This is a genomic window from Dysosmobacter sp. (genome assembly GCF_052306735.1).
Classification (GTDB): Bacteria; Bacillota; Clostridia; order Oscillospirales; family Oscillospiraceae; genus Oscillibacter.
Map to the genome: position 1 here is coordinate 1 of NZ_DAWBAJ010000048.1, position 15,207 is coordinate 15,207.

Annotated in this window: 13 protein-coding genes and 1 pseudogene; 7 read left to right on the forward strand and 7 right to left on the reverse strand. The window is 59.2% G+C overall.

Translation table 11 applies throughout. The features are described from left to right. The 6 genes from ACT67G_RS10235 to ACT67G_RS10260 form a co-directional block, all read right to left on the reverse strand. Nucleotides 1-143, reverse strand: a 143-nt coding sequence (locus ACT67G_RS10235) for an ATP-binding cassette domain-containing protein (RefSeq protein WP_443664179.1), incomplete at its 3' end; no start/stop codon positions are given. A gap of 5 nt (nucleotides 144-148) precedes the next feature. Then, nucleotides 149-970, reverse strand: a complete 822-nt coding sequence (locus ACT67G_RS10240; RefSeq protein ID WP_443664180.1) for an ABC transporter ATP-binding protein — start codon at nucleotides 968-970, stop codon at nucleotides 149-151. Between the two features lie 19 nt (nucleotides 971-989). Next, entirely contained in the window at nucleotides 990-2,060 is a 1,071-nt protein-coding gene (locus ACT67G_RS10245) for a branched-chain amino acid ABC transporter permease (protein ID WP_443664173.1), read from the reverse strand. Between the two features lie 10 nt (nucleotides 2,061-2,070). Beyond that, on the reverse strand, nucleotides 2,071-2,949 hold the full coding sequence (locus ACT67G_RS10250) for a branched-chain amino acid ABC transporter permease (RefSeq protein WP_325247734.1): 879 nt from the start codon (nucleotides 2,947-2,949) through the stop codon (nucleotides 2,071-2,073). Nucleotides 2,950-3,110: 161 nt separating this feature from the next. Further along, nucleotides 3,111-4,289, reverse strand: a complete 1,179-nt coding sequence (locus tag ACT67G_RS10255; RefSeq protein WP_443664174.1) for an ABC transporter substrate-binding protein — start codon at nucleotides 4,287-4,289, stop codon at nucleotides 3,111-3,113. Between the two features lie 78 nt (nucleotides 4,290-4,367). Further along, complete coding sequence (locus tag ACT67G_RS10260) at nucleotides 4,368-4,652, reverse strand: hypothetical protein (RefSeq protein WP_325247745.1); 285 nt, start codon at nucleotides 4,650-4,652, stop codon at nucleotides 4,368-4,370. Between the two features lie 319 nt (nucleotides 4,653-4,971). Here ACT67G_RS10260 and ACT67G_RS10265 point away from each other — a divergent pair, with 319 nt between their 5' ends. From ACT67G_RS10265 to ACT67G_RS10295, 7 genes are all read left to right on the forward strand, one after another. Next, a complete protein-coding gene (locus ACT67G_RS10265) occupies nucleotides 4,972-6,684 on the forward strand; it encodes an ABC transporter ATP-binding protein (RefSeq protein WP_325247746.1) in 1,713 nt (570 codons plus the stop codon). Further along, complete coding sequence (locus ACT67G_RS10270) at nucleotides 6,681-8,414, forward strand: ABC transporter ATP-binding protein (protein WP_325247747.1); 1,734 nt, start codon at nucleotides 6,681-6,683, stop codon at nucleotides 8,412-8,414. The genes ACT67G_RS10265 and ACT67G_RS10270 overlap by 4 nt, the downstream gene beginning before the upstream one ends. Nucleotides 8,415-8,755: 341 nt before the next feature. Next, nucleotides 8,756-10,588, forward strand: a complete 1,833-nt coding sequence (locus tag ACT67G_RS10275) for an ABC transporter permease (RefSeq protein WP_443664175.1) — start codon at nucleotides 8,756-8,758, stop codon at nucleotides 10,586-10,588. A gap of 42 nt (nucleotides 10,589-10,630) precedes the next feature. Further along, a complete protein-coding gene (locus tag ACT67G_RS10280; protein ID WP_325247749.1) occupies nucleotides 10,631-11,752 on the forward strand; it encodes an ABC transporter ATP-binding protein in 1,122 nt (373 codons plus the stop codon). Between the two features lie 53 nt (nucleotides 11,753-11,805). Next, nucleotides 11,806-13,089 carry an extracellular solute-binding protein gene (locus ACT67G_RS10285; RefSeq protein WP_443664176.1) on the forward strand — a complete coding sequence of 428 codons (1,284 nt, stop codon included), beginning with the start codon at nucleotides 11,806-11,808 and terminating at the stop codon, nucleotides 13,087-13,089. A gap of 100 nt (nucleotides 13,090-13,189) precedes the next feature. After that, nucleotides 13,190-13,726, forward strand: coding sequence for a hypothetical protein (locus tag ACT67G_RS10290; RefSeq protein WP_443664177.1), 537 nt, complete (start codon nucleotides 13,190-13,192; stop codon nucleotides 13,724-13,726). Between the two features lie 15 nt (nucleotides 13,727-13,741). Then, nucleotides 13,742-14,518, forward strand: a complete 777-nt coding sequence (locus ACT67G_RS10295; RefSeq protein WP_443664178.1) for an HAD family hydrolase — start codon at nucleotides 13,742-13,744, stop codon at nucleotides 14,516-14,518. 119 nt (nucleotides 14,519-14,637) lie between these two features. Here ACT67G_RS10295 and ACT67G_RS10300 read toward each other — a convergent pair. After that, nucleotides 14,638-15,207 (reverse strand): annotated as a pseudogene (locus tag ACT67G_RS10300) (4-hydroxybutyrate dehydrogenase); the annotation flags it as partial.

Genomic DNA, 15,207 nt, shown 5'->3' on the forward strand with positions numbered 1-15,207 from the left:
GAGATGGTCTGCAGCGTGGTGGATTTGCCGGCGCCGTTGGCACCGATGAGGGTGACGATCTCCCCCTGATGGACTTCAAAGGAGACGTCCTTGATGGCGTGGATAGAGCCGTAGTAGACATTGATCCCGTTGACTTTCAGCATGTCTCTCAGCCCTCCTTCTTCTTGCCCAGGTATGCTTCGATAACCGTGGGGTTGGATTGGATCTCCTCCGGGGTGCCCTTGGCGATGACCTGGCCGAAGTTCAGCACGCAGATGCCCTCGCAAATGTTCATCACCAGGTTCATGTCGTGCTCGATGAGCATGACGGCGATCTGGAAGGTGTCCCGGATCTTGACGATATTCTCCATCAGCTCCGCGGTCTCGGAGGGGTTCATGCCTGCGGCGGGCTCATCCAGCAGCAGCAGGCTGGGATTGGTGGCCAGGGCCCGGACGATCTCCAGCCGCCGCTGGGCGCCGTAGGGCAGGGAGCCGGCCTTCCAGGCGGCGGTGTCCTGCATGTCGAAGAGGGACAGCAGTTCCATGGCCCGTTCGTGGGCGGCCTTCTCCTGACGCCAGTATTTGGGCAGGCGCAGCACGCCGGTAAGAGCGGAGTAGCGCTCCTGGTTGTGCAGGCCGATCTTGACGTTGTCCTCCACACTGAGGTTGTCGAAGAGGCGGATATTCTGGAAGGTCCGGGCAATGCCCATGCGGTTGATCTGGGCAGTGGTCTTGCCGGAGGTATCCAGGCCGTCCAGCAGGATGGTGCCTCGGGTAGGCTGATAGACCTTGGTCAGCAGGTTGAAGATAGTGGTCTTGCCGGCGCCGTTGGGGCCGATGAGGCCGGCGATCTCCGTGCGGCCGATGGTGAGGTTGAAGTCATTTACTGCCCGCAGTCCGCCAAAGTCGATGCCCAGGTGGCTGCACTCCAGAATAGGGGACTTATCCACATCCCGCTCGGGAACGATGGCGCGGCTGGGCACCGGGACCATCTTGGCCCTCTCGAATTGCTTAGCCATTTGCCTGCGCCCCCTTTCTCTTGGGAATGATCCGGCCCAGCAGGGCCTTGGCCTGGGCATTGTTGGTGGCCAGCATCACCAGAATTAGCACGATGGCGTAAATGAGCATCCGGTAGTCGTCGAAGCCACGCAGTGCCTCCGGCAGAATGGTGAGGACAGTGGCGGCGATGACGGAGCCCCAGATGTTGCCCAGGCCGCCCAGCACCACGAACACCAGAATCAGAATAGAGGTGTTGAAGTTAAACTTGGTAGCCTGGAGAGAGGAGAAGTTCAGTCCGTACAGGGCACCTGCGGCACCGGCCAGAGCGGCGGAGGTGACGAAGGCGATGAGCTTGTACTTGGTGACGTTGATGCCCACGCTCTCGGCGGCAATGCGGTTGTCCCGGATGGCCATGACAGCCCGGCCGGTGCGGCTGCGCACCAGGTTCAGCACGATTACCAGGGTGATCATTACCAGGACGAAGCCGGCAGTGAAAGAGGAGATGGTCGTGGTGCCGGTGGCGCCCTGGGCGCCCTTGATGATGGCGATGCCATCGGACTCCAGGTTCAGATCGGTGATGGACTTGCTGCCTGTGAGGTTCAGGGCCATGTGCAGGCCGTTGGAGTCATAGCCCACCAGCAGGCAGTTGATGAGGTCCTTGATGATCTCGCCGAAGGCCAGGGTAACGATAGCCAGGTAGTCGCCCCGCAGGCGCAGCACAGGGACGCCCACGATGAAGCCGGCGATGGCGGCGAAGAGCGCGCCCACCACCATGGCCACTGCCAGACGCAGCGGCGTGGAGGGGATTATGGACTGCAGGCTCATGGCAGCGATGATGCCGGAGAAGGCACCCACGCTCATAAAGCCCGCATGGCCCAGGCTCAGCTCGCCCAGAATGCCCACCGTCAGGTTCAACGAGACGGCCATGGAGATATAGCAGCAGATGGGGACCAGCTGTCCCGTGAGGGAGCGGGTCAAAAAGCCCTGATCCCGGAGGACGGTCATGACAATGAATGCGATGATGACACCCAGATAGGTGATGAAATCCGTGCGGGTGGTCCGCTTGATGGTCAGTTTTTTCATATCCCGCACCTCACACTTTCTCAGGCACATACTTGCCCAGCAGGCCTGCCGGCTTCACCAGCAGTACCACGATCAGCACGGCAAAGACGATGGTGTTGGCCAGGTTGGTGGAGATGTAGGCCTTGGCCATGGACTCGATGATACCCAGCAGCAGTCCGCCCAGGAACGCGCCGGGGATGGAGCCGATGCCGCCGAAGACGGCGGCGGTGAAGGCCTTGATGCCGGGCATGGAGCCGGTGGTGGGCATCAGGGTGCCGTAGGAGGAGCACAGCAGCACACCGGCGATAGCCGCCAGCGCGGAGCCGATGGCAAAGGTAATGGAGATGGTGGCGTTGACGTTGATGCCCATCAGCTGCGCGGCGCTGCGGTCCTCGGAGCAGGCCCGCATGGCCTTGCCCATCTTGCTCTTGCTGGTGAAGGTGGTGAGGGCGGCCATGATGACCAGGCAGGTGACCACCGTCAAAATGGAGACATAGGGGATGGAGAGCTGTCCTCCCATCAGGGAAAGGGAGCCCGCCACCACGGGGGAGTAGACCTTGGGAGCGGCGGACCAGATCAGCTGGGCTGCGTTTTGCAGGAAGTAGCTCACGCCGATAGCGGTAATCAGCACGGCCAGGGAGGGAGCGGCACGCAGGGGCTTGTAAGCAAGACCCTCAATGACCACACCCAACACCGTGCATACCACCATGGCCAGCAGCACGGATACGATGCTGGGGAGCCCCAAGTAGTTCATGGCGCAAAAGGAAATGTAGCCGCCCACCATGATGATATCACCGTGGGCGAAGTTCAGCATTTTCGCAATACCGTAAACCATGGTATAGCCCAGGGCGATGATGGCGTACACACTGCCCAGACTGATGCCGCTGATCAGGTAGGAGAGAAATTCCATCAGGAAGCACCTCTTTTTCTCTTAACTGTTCTATGGCAGAAATACGGACAGCAGCACCAGTGGCTGCCGCCCCTGTTTCCACCATAGAAATCACGCGGCGGGACTGCCGGGAGAGACTCCCGGCAGCCGCCGCATCGTGATGGATTGAATGGGAAAGGGGATTACTGGGGCAGAACGTACACGCCGTCCTGGATGACAAAGGCGGTGGGATCCTTGGACACGGCGCCGTCGGCAGACCAGTTCATGCCCTTGCCGGTGAGGCCGTCGTGGGAGAGGGTGGTCATGGTGGGGACCAGCGCCTCGCAGATGTCGGCAGCGGACATATCGGCGGTGCAGCCGGCAGCCTCCAGGGCCTCCTTGAGGATGTACACGGCGTCATAGGCGTCAGCGGCGAACTGGTTGGGGGTCTCGCCGAACTGATCCTGATAAGCCTGGACGAAGGACTGGTTTTCCTCCAGAGTGGCGGAGAAGGGGGTCAGCAGCATGACGCCCTCGGCCAGAGAGGCGTCAAAGCCCTCCATGGTGAGGATGCCGTCCATGCCGTCCACGCCGAAGAAGGTGGGGGCATAGCCCATGGCGTTGGCCTGGTTGAGGATGACGGAAGCGGGCTGATAGTACATGGGCAGGAACAGCGTGTCGGCACCGGCGGCCTGAGCGGCGGTCAGCTGCACGGAGAAGTCGGTGGCGGTGTCCTTGGTGAAGGTGCCCTCATCCACAATGGTCAGGCCCTTGGCTTCGGCCTCAGAGACAAAAGCGTCCCGGATGCCCTGAGAATAAGCGTCGTCGTTCTGATAGAGGATATAGATCTTGGCGTCGGCCATATTCTCGGCCATGTAGTCTGCGGAGCTGGTGCCCTGGTTGGGGTCGGTGAAGCAGACCTGGAAGACATTGTCCTTACCGGAGGTGACATCGGTGGAGGAGGCGGAGGGCGTCAGCATGAAGGTCCGGTCCTCATAGCACTTGGCAGCCACGGAAACGGAGGGGCCGGTGGTGGTGGGGCCAACCAGCAGCTGCATGCCCCAGTCCATCAGGGTGTTGTAGGCGTTGACGGAGGTCTCACCGTCGTTGACATCGTCCTCGCTCTTGAGCTCGAACTGGATGTCTCCGCCAGCGGCGTTGATTTCCTCCACGGCGATGGCGGCGCCGTTGGCGACGGCCTGGCCGTAGATGGCAGCGTCACCGGTGAGGGGGCCGATGGTACCGATCTTGAAAGCGGTGCCGGAGGCAGTGCCCTCAGAGGTGGTGTCGTCATTGGTGGTCTCGGCAGTCTCTCCGCCGCAGGCAGCCAGGGAGAGGACCATGGTCATGGCCATCATGAGTGCAAAAAACTTCTTCTTCATCTTGGATTCTCCTTTTGGGAAAGATTATACAAAAAAGCGGCCCCGCCTTTCAGCGGGACCGCTTTACTGTATCAAAGATTACAGCAGCGCGCGTCTTCGCATTTCAGGCGTATGAAAATCAAAACGATTACGTACCAGCAGTCCCAATACCAATACCAGTACCAGCAGGGTAATGGCCAGGGCCAAAATGCCGATGCCGCAAATCAGGACGCAAATAATAATGGACGCCATAATAATGGCGTCCAGAATCAGGCTGATCCCATTGTAAGCGGCGTGATGCGCGCAGGAGCAGGAGGCCTCTGCCTGATAGGCAGACGCACTGTGAGACATATGAGACATGGCATACATGGTAGAACGGGTCATCACAGTGTCCTCCTTTTGGAACATTCACTTCCCCGGAGCGGGCTCCGCATCTGGAAGTTGTGTTTTATTTTAACGGGTGAAAGCAGCAAAGTCAATCGGAAAGAATGGGTAAAAAGACACAGAATCACAGAGGAAAAAAATTAATAAACTGTTAACTTTCACAAAAACAGAGCCGAGAAGATAAAAAGTTGACGAAAATGGATCTGGGAGGTGGGGGAAAACCGGATTCGCGGAAAATGGGATTGACTTGCGCCAGGGGTGTGGTATGCTAAGATTACGATAAAAGCGCAAACGTTTGAGCAATGGGGAGGGATCCTGGATGCGGACAGTCATGCGGTACCTGCTTCCCTACAAATGGCGTGTGGTCTGCGGGGTCACCGTGAAGTTTACCGCAGCAGTTTTGGAGCTGGTGCTGCCGCTTCTGCTGGCTCACGTCATCGACGACCTGGTTCCGGTTCGGGATCTGACGGCCATCTGGATCACCGGCGGTGCCATGGCTCTGCTGGCTTTTGGAGCAGCAGGGTGCAACATCACGGCAAACCGCATGGCAGCCAAGGTGTCCATGGAGGTCACCCGGAACCTGCGCCAGGATCTTTACAGCCGGGTGCAGGGGCTCTCCTGCGCCCAGACGGATCAGTACTCCATTTCCTCTCTGGTCTCCCGCCTGACCAACGATACTTATAATGTACATCAGATGTTTGACAAGGTGCAGCGGGGCGGGATCCGGGCGCCCATGCTGGTACTGGGGGGCCTGGTGCTGACCTTTTTGCTGGAACCGGCGCTGGCTGCGGTGCAGCTGGTGGTGAGCCTTCTGACCTTCCTGACCATTTACCTGGTGACCTGCCGGGGCATTCCCCACTATGCACGATCCCAGGCCGCCGTGGACACGGTGGTGCGGGTGATCCGGGAGAACGCCTCCGGCGTCCGGGTCATCAAAGCCCTGGCCTGCCAGGGTTCCGAGCGCACCCGTTTCGATGGGGCCAACCGTGCCTCCCGCAAGGCGGAGGAGGATGCCGGCTGCGTCATGGCGGCGGCCAACCCGCTGACGGACTTGCTGCTGAACACGGGATTGACCATGGTGGTGCTGCTGGGTGCCTTTCGGGTCAACGCCGGCGCCATGCCCGCCGGACAGATTGTGGTCTTTTTAAGCTATTTTGCCCTGATCCAGACTGCCACGCTGGGTATTGCCAAGGTGTTTGTCAAGGTCAGCAAGGGAGCCGCCTCCTCCCGCCGTATCGAAGAGGTACTCCTCGCTCCGGAGATCCAGCGGGTGGAGCCGGAGCAGCCTCCCCATCCCGGGGAACTGGGCATGGAGCATGTGAATTTTTCCTATCTTGGGGTGGAGCAGGATCTGGACGACGCCTCCTTTATCATTGAAAAAGGAGGGACCCTGGGGATCCTGGGCCCCACCGGAAGCGGCAAGACCACCCTGGTAAGCCTGCTGCTGCGGCTCTACGACGCTGGCAGCGGCGCGGTATGGGTTCAGGGACAGGATGTGAAGACGGTGCCTCCCGACACGCTGCGCCGGCCCTTTGGGGTGGTGTTCCAGAGCGAGGCGCTGCTGGCGGGAACCGTTTACGAGAACATCTCCTTCCTGCGGGAGCTTCCCCGGGAGGAGGTGGAAGCCGCTGCGCGGACTGCCCAGGCCTGGGAGTTTATTGAAAAGCTGCCCCAGGGGCTGGACACCCAGGTGGATATCCGGGGCGCCAACCTCTCCGGCGGACAGCGCCAGCGCCTGCTGATCGCCCGGGCCCTGGCGGGGCGGCCCTCCATTTTGATTCTGGACAGCGCGGACAGCGGCCTGGACTACCGCACGGCGGCACAGCTCCACAGCGCTCTGCGGCGGGACTGTCCGGGGATGACCACCGTGGTGATCTCGGAGCGGGTGTCGTCCTTGCGGGAGGCTGACTGGATCCTGGTGCTGGAAGAGGGAAGGATCGTGGCCCAGGGCAGCCATGAGACGCTGCTGGAGACCTGCGGGCGCTACCGCCGGATGGCGGAGCTGCAGATGGGAGGAGGGGCCCTGGCATGAAACACCGTGTCCTGCGCCGGCTGGTCCGGTTTTTGAGGCCCTATGGCTGGGCGCTTGTCTGGACGGTGGGGCTGATGGTGCTCTCCAATTTGCTGGCACTGGTGGCGCCCATGCTCTCGGGCTGGGCGGTGGACGCCATCGGCAAAGTCCCCGGGGGCGTGGATTTCGGGGGTGTGGTGCGCAACTGCGCGGCTATGCTGGTGTGCTACGCGCTCTCGTCTTTGCTCAATTACCTGGTTTCCGCCCGGTTGATCCGGCTGGGCCAGGCCGTGTCCTACGACCTGCGCAAGGCGGCCTTTGACCGCATGAGCGAGCTGCCGGTGGAGTATTTCGACACCCACCCTGCCGGCGACCTCATCAGCCGCATCTGCTATGATGTGGATACCGTGAATGCCACCATTTCCACGGATCTCCTGCAGATTGCAACCAGCTGTCTGACGGTGGTGGGCTCCTTTGTGATGCTGCTGGTGCTCTCGCCGCTGCTGGCAGGGGTGTTCATGGTGACGGTGCCGCTGTCGGTACTGCTGACCCGGTATCAGATGAAGCGCATCCACCCCCTGTTCCGCCAGCGTTCCAGAATGCTGGGAGCACTCAACGGCTTTGCGGAGGAGCGCATCGACCGCCAGCGGGCCATCCGCATCTACGGTGTGGAGGCAGCGGATCTGGAACAGTTTCGCAGCAAGAACGACGCGGCCTCCCAGGCCTACTACCAGGCGGACAGGACCAGTGCCTCCTTAGGCCCCTCGGTGAATTTCATCAACAATCTCTCTCTGGCGGCCATCAGCGTCTTTGGTGCACTGCTGTACCTGGGAGGAAGGCTTTCTCTGGGCAGCCTCTCCTCCTTTGTCCTCTACTCCCGGAAATTCTCCGGCCCCATCCGGGAGGCGGCCAACCTGCTCAGTGAGCTGCAAGCCTCTGCGGCGGCAGCGGAGCGGGTGCTGGATCTGCTGGATGAGAAGCTGGAGCCGGCGGACGGCCCCGATGCCAAGTCTGCGGACGCTCTGCGGGGGGAGATCTGCTTTGACCATGTGACCTTTGGCTACGATCCCGCCCGGCCGGTGCTGCGGGATTTCTGCGCCCGGATCCCGGCCGGAACCCTGGTGGCGGTGGTGGGACCCACGGGAGCGGGAAAGACCACCCTGGTGAGCCTGCTGCTGCGGTTCTATCATCCCCAGTCCGGCTGTATCACCATTGACGGTGTCCCAGTGGAGGCGTACAGCCGGGACGGCCTGCGCCGCCGCCTGGCCATGGTGCTCCAGGACACCTGGCTCTTTGGGGGGACCATTGCGGAAAACATTGCCTACGGCACACCCGGCGCCACCCGGGAGCAGATCATCCAGGCGGCCAAAGCTGCCTGCATCCACCGCTTCATCTCCTCATTGCCCAAGGGATATGACACGATCCTCACGGATGAGGGAGCCGGGGTTTCCAAGGGGCAGCGGCAGCTGTTGGCAATCGCCCGGTGCTTTTTGTCCCAGGCGGATATCGTGATCCTGGACGAGGCAACCTCCAATGTGGATACAGAGACGGAGGGACAGATCAGCCTGGCCATGGAGCGGCTGCGCCAGGGGCGCACCTGCTTCATCATTGCCCACCGGCTGGCCACCGTGCGCAATGCCGACCAGATTCTGGTTTTGCAGGGCGGCCGCGTGGCGGAGCAGGGAACCCATGAGCAACTGCTGAACGCAGGCGGGGTGTACGCACGATTGTACGATGCGCAATTTGATTGAAACAAAATTTTCACGAAAACGTATTCTTGCCTATACTTTGCAGAAGCCGGTTTCTGATTGTTAAAATTGCTTTGGAAACCGGCTTTTATTGTGCATATTGAATGATTACTGTGAAAATGACCAAAAAAAACTTTGCAAAATGGCGAACATACGAATTGACAAACCCTTAAAATCTTCCGTATAATGAAAGCAGAAAACGCAAACGTTTGCACAAAATGGCGAAAGGTATCCCAGAGCCGCAAAGGCAAATGATTCTGGCAAAAAAAGAGAAACGTGAGGGATTGAAAAGAAGATTTTGTAAAAGTGCGGATTCCCGGCAGTCATCAGAAAGAGGTGTTATCGTGTCAAAGAAGGCCCTCCCCAAGAAACCGCTGACGAAGCGGCGGCTGAAGAACCTGATATTGAATGTGGTAAAGAACCCCTTCAATATGATCGTCCTGATCAGCCTGATTATTTTGTTCTGCCTGATCATCATTCCCCTGCTGACTATGATCGCCACGACCTTTACCGCGGGGCAGGCGGAGCTGCGCCGCATCGGCGATGGCGCCCAGGTGGGCGATTTCACCCTGTACTACTGGCAATACATGCTGGCCAGCAACATGTCCAAGGCTGTTTTGTGGGAGCCTCTGTTGAACTCCCTGATCATCGGCGTGTTCGTGGTCATCATCTCCGTCCCTCTGGGTTCCGTTCTGGCCTGGCTGATGGTTCGCACGGATATCCCGGGGAAGAAGATCCTCAGCATGCTGGTCATCATCCCCTACATGATCCCCTCCTGGACCAAGGCACTCAGCTGGCTGGCGGTGTTCCGCAACTCCACCAGCGGAGCAAACGGATTCCTGGCCGGCCTGGGCCTCCCGATCCCGGACTGGCTGGCTTATGGCCCCATCGCCATTATCCTGTGCATGTCCATGCATTACTACGCGTTTTCCTATATCATGGTGTCCGGCTCTCTGCGTTCCATCAACTCCGAGCTGGAGGAGATGGGTGAGATCCAGGGCGCCAGCAAGCCGCAGATCCTGCGCTACATCACGCTGCCGCTGATCCTGCCCTCCATCCTCTCCGCCGTCATCATGACCATCAGCAAGTCCATCGGTACATACGGCGTGGCGGCCAACCTGGGCAACCGGATCGGCTACTACACCCTGGCCACCAAGATGCGTGTCTACATTGAGCAGGGGCCCCAGGGCGTGGGCTACGCCATGAGCCTGGTGCTGGTGGGCCTGGCAGCCATCATCCTTTTCTCCAACCAGAAAGCAGTGGGCGTGCGCAAGTCCTACGCCACCGTGGGCGGCAAGGGCGGCCGCAGCACCCTGATGCCTCTGGGCAAGGCCAAGAAGCCGCTGATGGGATTTTTGGCCATCTTCCTGTTCCTGGCCATGGTGATGCCCATGTTCGTGCTGGTGATGGAGACCTTCCAGATCACCACCGGCAACGGCTACGGCCTGGACAATCTGACCCTCTACAACTGGATCGGTACCGTGGAAGATGCGGAAAAGTACACCAATATGGACGGCATTTTCCGCAACAAGGACTTCCTCAATGCCTTGTGGAATACCATCCGGCTGACGCTGATCGCCTCCATCATCACCGCCATCTGCGGCCAGTTCCTGGGCTACATCAGCTCCCGGGGCCGCGGCAAATGGTACGGCAACCTCACCGAGCAGATGGTGTTCGTTCCCTACCTGATGAGCGGTGTGGCGTTCTCCACCATGTACTTCTCCATGTTCAGCGTCCCGCACTTCGGCGGCCTGCTGCCCTCCCTGTACGGTACCTTCACCCTGATCGTTCTGACCTCCGTGGTCAAGCACTTCCCCTTCGCCAGTAAATCCGGTACGGCCAACATGCTGGCCATCAGTACGGAGCTGGAGGAGGCGGCGGACATTGCCGGTGCCAGCTTCTGGAAGCGCATGGCATCCATCATTATCCCCCTGGCGAAAAACGGCTTTATCTCCGGCTTCATGCTGACCTTCATTTCCATTGCCAAGGAGCTGGATCTCATCATCATCCTGATGACCCCCACCACCCGTACCATGTCTTACCTGGCCTTCACCTATTCCCAGGATGGTTACAACCAGATGGCGGACGCCATCTCCGTGGTGGTGCTGCTGTTCATCCTGGTATGCTATATCATCGCCAACAAGTTCGGCGCGGATATCGGCAAGAGCTGGGGCTGAGAACGGAACCGCTGGAATCAGTAAGAAAGGATAGGAACGATTATGAGTCGGATCGAATTAAAGCATATTGATAAGTTCTATGGTGACAACCATGTGCTGCGGGACATCAACCTCACCATCGAGGATGGCGACTTCATGACGCTGCTGGGTCCCTCCGGCTGCGGCAAGACCACCACGCTGCGGGTGGTCTCCGGATTGGAGAAGCCCCAAAACGGCATCATGACCATCGACGGTGTGGAGATGATCAACGCCGACGACGCCTACTATGCCGAGCCCAGCAAGCGTGGACTGAACCTGGTGTTCCAGTCCTACGCCCTGTGGCCGCACATGACCACCTATGACAACATCGCCTTTGGCCTGAAGATCCAGAAGATGTCCAAGGCGGAGATCGACAAGCGGGTCATGGACTCCCTGCGCATGATGCGCATCGAGCAGTACAAGGACCGCTATCCCACAGAGCTTTCCGGCGGCCAGCAGCAGCGCGTGGCTATTGCCCGTGCCGTGGCTTCCAGTCCCAAGCTGCTGCTGCTGGATGAGCCCCTTTCCAACCTGGACGCCAAGCTGCGCATCGACATGCGCGCCGAGCTCCAGCGGCTCCACCGGGAGCTGGGTACCACCATCATCTACGTCACCCACGATCAGGTGGAGGCCCTGACCATGTCCACCCGGATCGCCCTGTTCAAGGAGGGCGCCTTGAATCAGGTGGCCACCCCCATGGAGCTTTACAACAACCCCATCGACCTGGAGGCTGCCGACTTCATCGGCAATCCCCGCATCAACCTGTTGGACGGTAAGGCGGAGATGAAGAATGGCCAGCTGGTGGTCAAGAGCGATCTGGGCGGCCACACTTTCGATGCCAAGGATCTCACCGACGAGACCTTCCCCAAGAGCGGCGAGTTCGACTGCGTGCTGGCCATCCGGCCCGAGCAGGTGGTCATCTCCCGGGAGCCGGTGGACGGCGCCATTCCCGTCACCGTCTATGCCAGCCAGCCCGCCGGTTCCGAGACCATCGTCACCCTGGTGGCCGGACGGGATGAGTTCCTGGCCAAGGAGATCGGCCAGTCCCACTACGAACTGGATCAGAAGGTGTATGCCCTCATCGACCAGGATAAGATCAACATCTACAACAAGGAGACCACACGGCTTATCAAGCGGGCGGTTTGACAGCAGGCTGCTCTGTTCCCAGAAACACCACATTATGAAAGGAGAAGAACCAGATGAAAACGAAGAAAGTCTTTGCACTGCTGCTGGCGGCAGCTATGGGGCTGAGCCTCGTGGGCTGCGGAGGAGGAGACTCCACCGAAGATGGCGGCGGCGGGGAAGCCAGTCAGATGACTCTGGGGTATGATCCTGCGACAGGTGAGGAACTCTTTGGCCCGGTGTACGATGACTGGAGCGACAAGACCGACGAGGAACTCTACGAGATGGCCAAGGAAGAGGGCGGCACCATTGAGATCTACGCCACCTCTTCCAAGATGCTCAAGGTCATGGAGCCCTTTATGGAGGACTATCCCGGCCTGACAGTGGATGTCATGGATCTGGACTCCGATGAGGTGCTCACCAGAGCCGAGCAGGAGTTCAAGAGCAACAACATTACCGCCGATGTGCTCCAGACCAAGGACGTCAACGGTGCCGTGTTCTATGAGCACTATCAGACCGGTATCTTTGAGCCTTATTATCCCACGGATATCTGCTCCCATATTGATAAAGACCTGCTGAAGTACAGCCTGCCCCTGTACAGCTCTCAGTCCTTCTGGTACTATAATACCGAGGCGTTCCCCGATGGCCAGCCCATCGACAACTGGTGGCAGATCATCGAGAAGAACCCTGACGGCACCCAGAAGTACCGCCTGTTTGCCAAGGAGATCGGCACGGAGACGGCGTACCTGTCTCTGTTCGCCAGCTTCATCATCAACGCCGATCAGATGGAGAAGGCCTATGAGGACTGCTACGGCGAACCTCTGGAGTATACCTACGACGCCTCTGACTTCAACTTCGAAGTGCCGGAGAACAACGCCGGTGTGGAGTATCTGTGGCGGTTCACCCAGATGAAGATGACCTTCATCGCCGACGGCGACGAGCTGGTCCTGGCTGTTGACAACTCCACTGCGGACGATCCCGCCCTGGCTCTGGCCTCTGCCGGCAAGATCGAGAACCGCGACGAGTCCGGCTACAACATCGGCTGGTGCATTGGCCTGGCGCCCTATACCGCCCTGCTGAACTGCGAGTCTTTGTTTGTGGCCGCCGGCTGCGACAACCCCGCTGGCGCCCGCCTCTTCATCCGCTACGTCATGGGCGGCGCGGACGGCACTGCCGCCGGTTACGAGCCCTTCCAGAAGGAAGGCAACTGGCCTGTGCGTGACGACATGACCAACGACAAGAACCCCGCTCAGCTGGATGAGCTGGGTGCCATTGAGAACGATTTCGGCGCCATCTACGACATCTTCCTGGATTGCCAGGATATGTGGCAGTATTGGCTCAATCAGAATCCCAATATGTAACCAGGCGGTTTCCTTGCGGACTGCCGTGTGAGGAATGAAACCGCGGGAGCGGATGATCTCCATCCGCTCCCGCCCCACAAAGCATGAGGAGGAAACGTCCATGCAGGTCAGAGAACTGGAACGGCTGAAAAAGGAAGAGCGTGAGCGGGCCCAGAAGGAACGGGCAGACCGCTTTTGGGCGTGTTTTTTGTTTACGGAAAACGGCAAGGTCAAAAGCACGCTGCTGCTGTACTCTTTCTGCCTGTGCTTTGTTTTTCTGGCGGTGTATGGCGTTGCTTACGCGCTGATTGTGGAGTGGCTGGATCCGCTGCTGGCGGGACATCCGGTGGCTCTGGTGAATTTCGTGGAAGCGGCGGTCCCCACGTTGGTGGGCACTGCGGTGTGCAGTCTCACCTGGCCCATTTCCCGGGACAAGCGGATGATGCTGGCAGCTTATTTGTGGCTGGCGTTACTGGCTGTGGCCAGCTTCATTGCCATGCTGATCCTGCTGTGGGGGAATACCCAGGCACAGGTCCTCTTTTTGCAGGTCTTTTTGCTGTTTGTTCCTGCACCTGTGATATTGGGATGCGCCCTGTCTGCGATTTGGTATACGCGCTATCGCCGGCGCACAGCCGGCAACGGAAAAACGGAAGCTTGAAAAGGCTGTGAGACTATGATTGATACTGTATTGTTTGATATGGGAGGGACGCTGGAAGACATTTTTGTGGATGCGGACAGCAAAAGGGAATCCGCCCTGGAAGTGATCCGAATCCTGAAAGAAAAAGGGATCCCGGTGCATGTGGACTGGGAGGAAGCACAGCAGATGCTGGATCGGGGCTGGAAGCGATATGCCGCTTACCGGGACGTGACACAGCGTGAACTCAAACCTGAGGAGATCTGGGGAAACTATATCCTCACGGAGTTTGGCGTGGACTTTGAGACTGTACAGCCCTTTGCCGAGGAACTGGCCCACATGTGGGAGGTCACCTATTACCACCGGGCGCTGCGCCCGGGTGTTCCCCAGATGTTGGAGGGCCTGCGGGGGCTGGGACTGCGTTTGGGAGTCATCAGCAACACCGCCAGTCTTTATCAGGTCTATGAAATTCTGGAGGAGTACGGTATCCGGGAGTATTTCCAGGACGTGACCCTCTCCTCCGTCACAGGCTATCGCAAACCCAACCTCAATATTTTCAAAGTGTCATTGTATCAGATGCGGGCGGATCCAGCCCACTGCGCGTATGTGGGAGATACGTTCTCACGGGATGTGATCGGCCCTCAGCAGGCAGGATTCGGTATGACATTCCATATCCAGTCCTTCCTGACAAAATCCCGGGATAAAGATGTTCCGCCGGATGTGCGGGCCACCTATTCCATTCGTGAGATCTATGAGGTGTATACCATCCTTCAGGATCTCCAACAGGCTTCGCAGCCCAAAGCTGCGGCACAATAAGAGAGAGAAAAACGGCAGCGGCCCTGCAAAAGGGCCGCTGCCTGCTGCTTTTGGATAGCGCAAAAAAGCGCCCCGGGAAATATTTCCCGGGGCGCTGGTGATTTCGCTTTTTGCAGGGATCAATAGCACTTTCTGTAGATGGCCTCTTCGCTCTCCAGATCGAAGGGATAGTAGGCGTTGGTCATCAGGCGCTGCTGGTTGGCCTCCACGGACAGGGGGAAGGCCTTGAAGTCAGCTTCGGTGAAGCCGCAGTCACGCAGGGGACGCAGAGGCAGGATGCGCTGGAGCAGAGCGTTCAGCTCGGGGATGGCGTTCTTGGCCTCGCAGCCCAGAATGCTGGCCACCAGCTCCTTGAACTTCATGATCTCGCCGTCGGGCTTGTGCTCGTCATAATAGTCCAGGATGGCGCCGAAGAGCATGTAGTTGCTCTCACCGTGCGGCACATGGTAGGTGCCGCCCAGAGGGAAGCTCATGCCGTGGACAGGGCCGCAGCCGGCCTTCAGGAAGGCGATGCCAGCGTAGAAGGAGGCGGTGACGAACTGATCCATATACTCGAAGCGGGCGTCCTGGCCCTTCTCGTCAATGAGCTTGAAGCCCTTGAGGATCACGTCCATGGCCTTCTCGCTGAAGAGCTCGGAGGTCATGGTCTTGCGGTGGGGGCTCAGGAAGGACTCGGTGGCGTGGACCAG

Excerpts from the sequence above, each read along its gene's own strand:
- ACT67G_RS10240 (WP_443664180.1), bottom strand. The coding sequence starts at position 970 with ATGGTCCCGGTGCCCAGCCGCGCCATCGTTCCCGAGCGGGATGTGGAT.
- ACT67G_RS10245 (WP_443664173.1), bottom strand. The coding sequence starts at position 2,060 with ATGAAAAAACTGACCATCAAGCGGACCACCCGCACGGATTTCATCACC.
- ACT67G_RS10250 (WP_325247734.1), bottom strand. The coding sequence starts at position 2,949 with ATGGAATTTCTCTCCTACCTGATCAGCGGCATCAGTCTGGGCAGTGTG.
- ACT67G_RS10255 (WP_443664174.1), bottom strand. The coding sequence starts at position 4,289 with ATGAAGAAGAAGTTTTTTGCACTCATGATGGCCATGACCATGGTCCTC.
- ACT67G_RS10260 (WP_325247745.1), bottom strand. The coding sequence starts at position 4,652 with ATGACCCGTTCTACCATGTATGCCATGTCTCATATGTCTCACAGTGCG.
- ACT67G_RS10265 (WP_325247746.1), top strand. The coding sequence starts at position 4,972 with ATGCGGACAGTCATGCGGTACCTGCTTCCCTACAAATGGCGTGTGGTC.
- ACT67G_RS10270 (WP_325247747.1), top strand. The coding sequence starts at position 6,681 with ATGAAACACCGTGTCCTGCGCCGGCTGGTCCGGTTTTTGAGGCCCTAT.
- ACT67G_RS10280 (WP_325247749.1), top strand. The coding sequence starts at position 10,631 with ATGAGTCGGATCGAATTAAAGCATATTGATAAGTTCTATGGTGACAAC.
- ACT67G_RS10285 (WP_443664176.1), top strand. The coding sequence starts at position 11,806 with ATGAAAACGAAGAAAGTCTTTGCACTGCTGCTGGCGGCAGCTATGGGG.
- ACT67G_RS10290 (WP_443664177.1), top strand. The coding sequence starts at position 13,190 with ATGCAGGTCAGAGAACTGGAACGGCTGAAAAAGGAAGAGCGTGAGCGG.
- ACT67G_RS10295 (WP_443664178.1), top strand. The coding sequence starts at position 13,742 with ATGATTGATACTGTATTGTTTGATATGGGAGGGACGCTGGAAGACATT.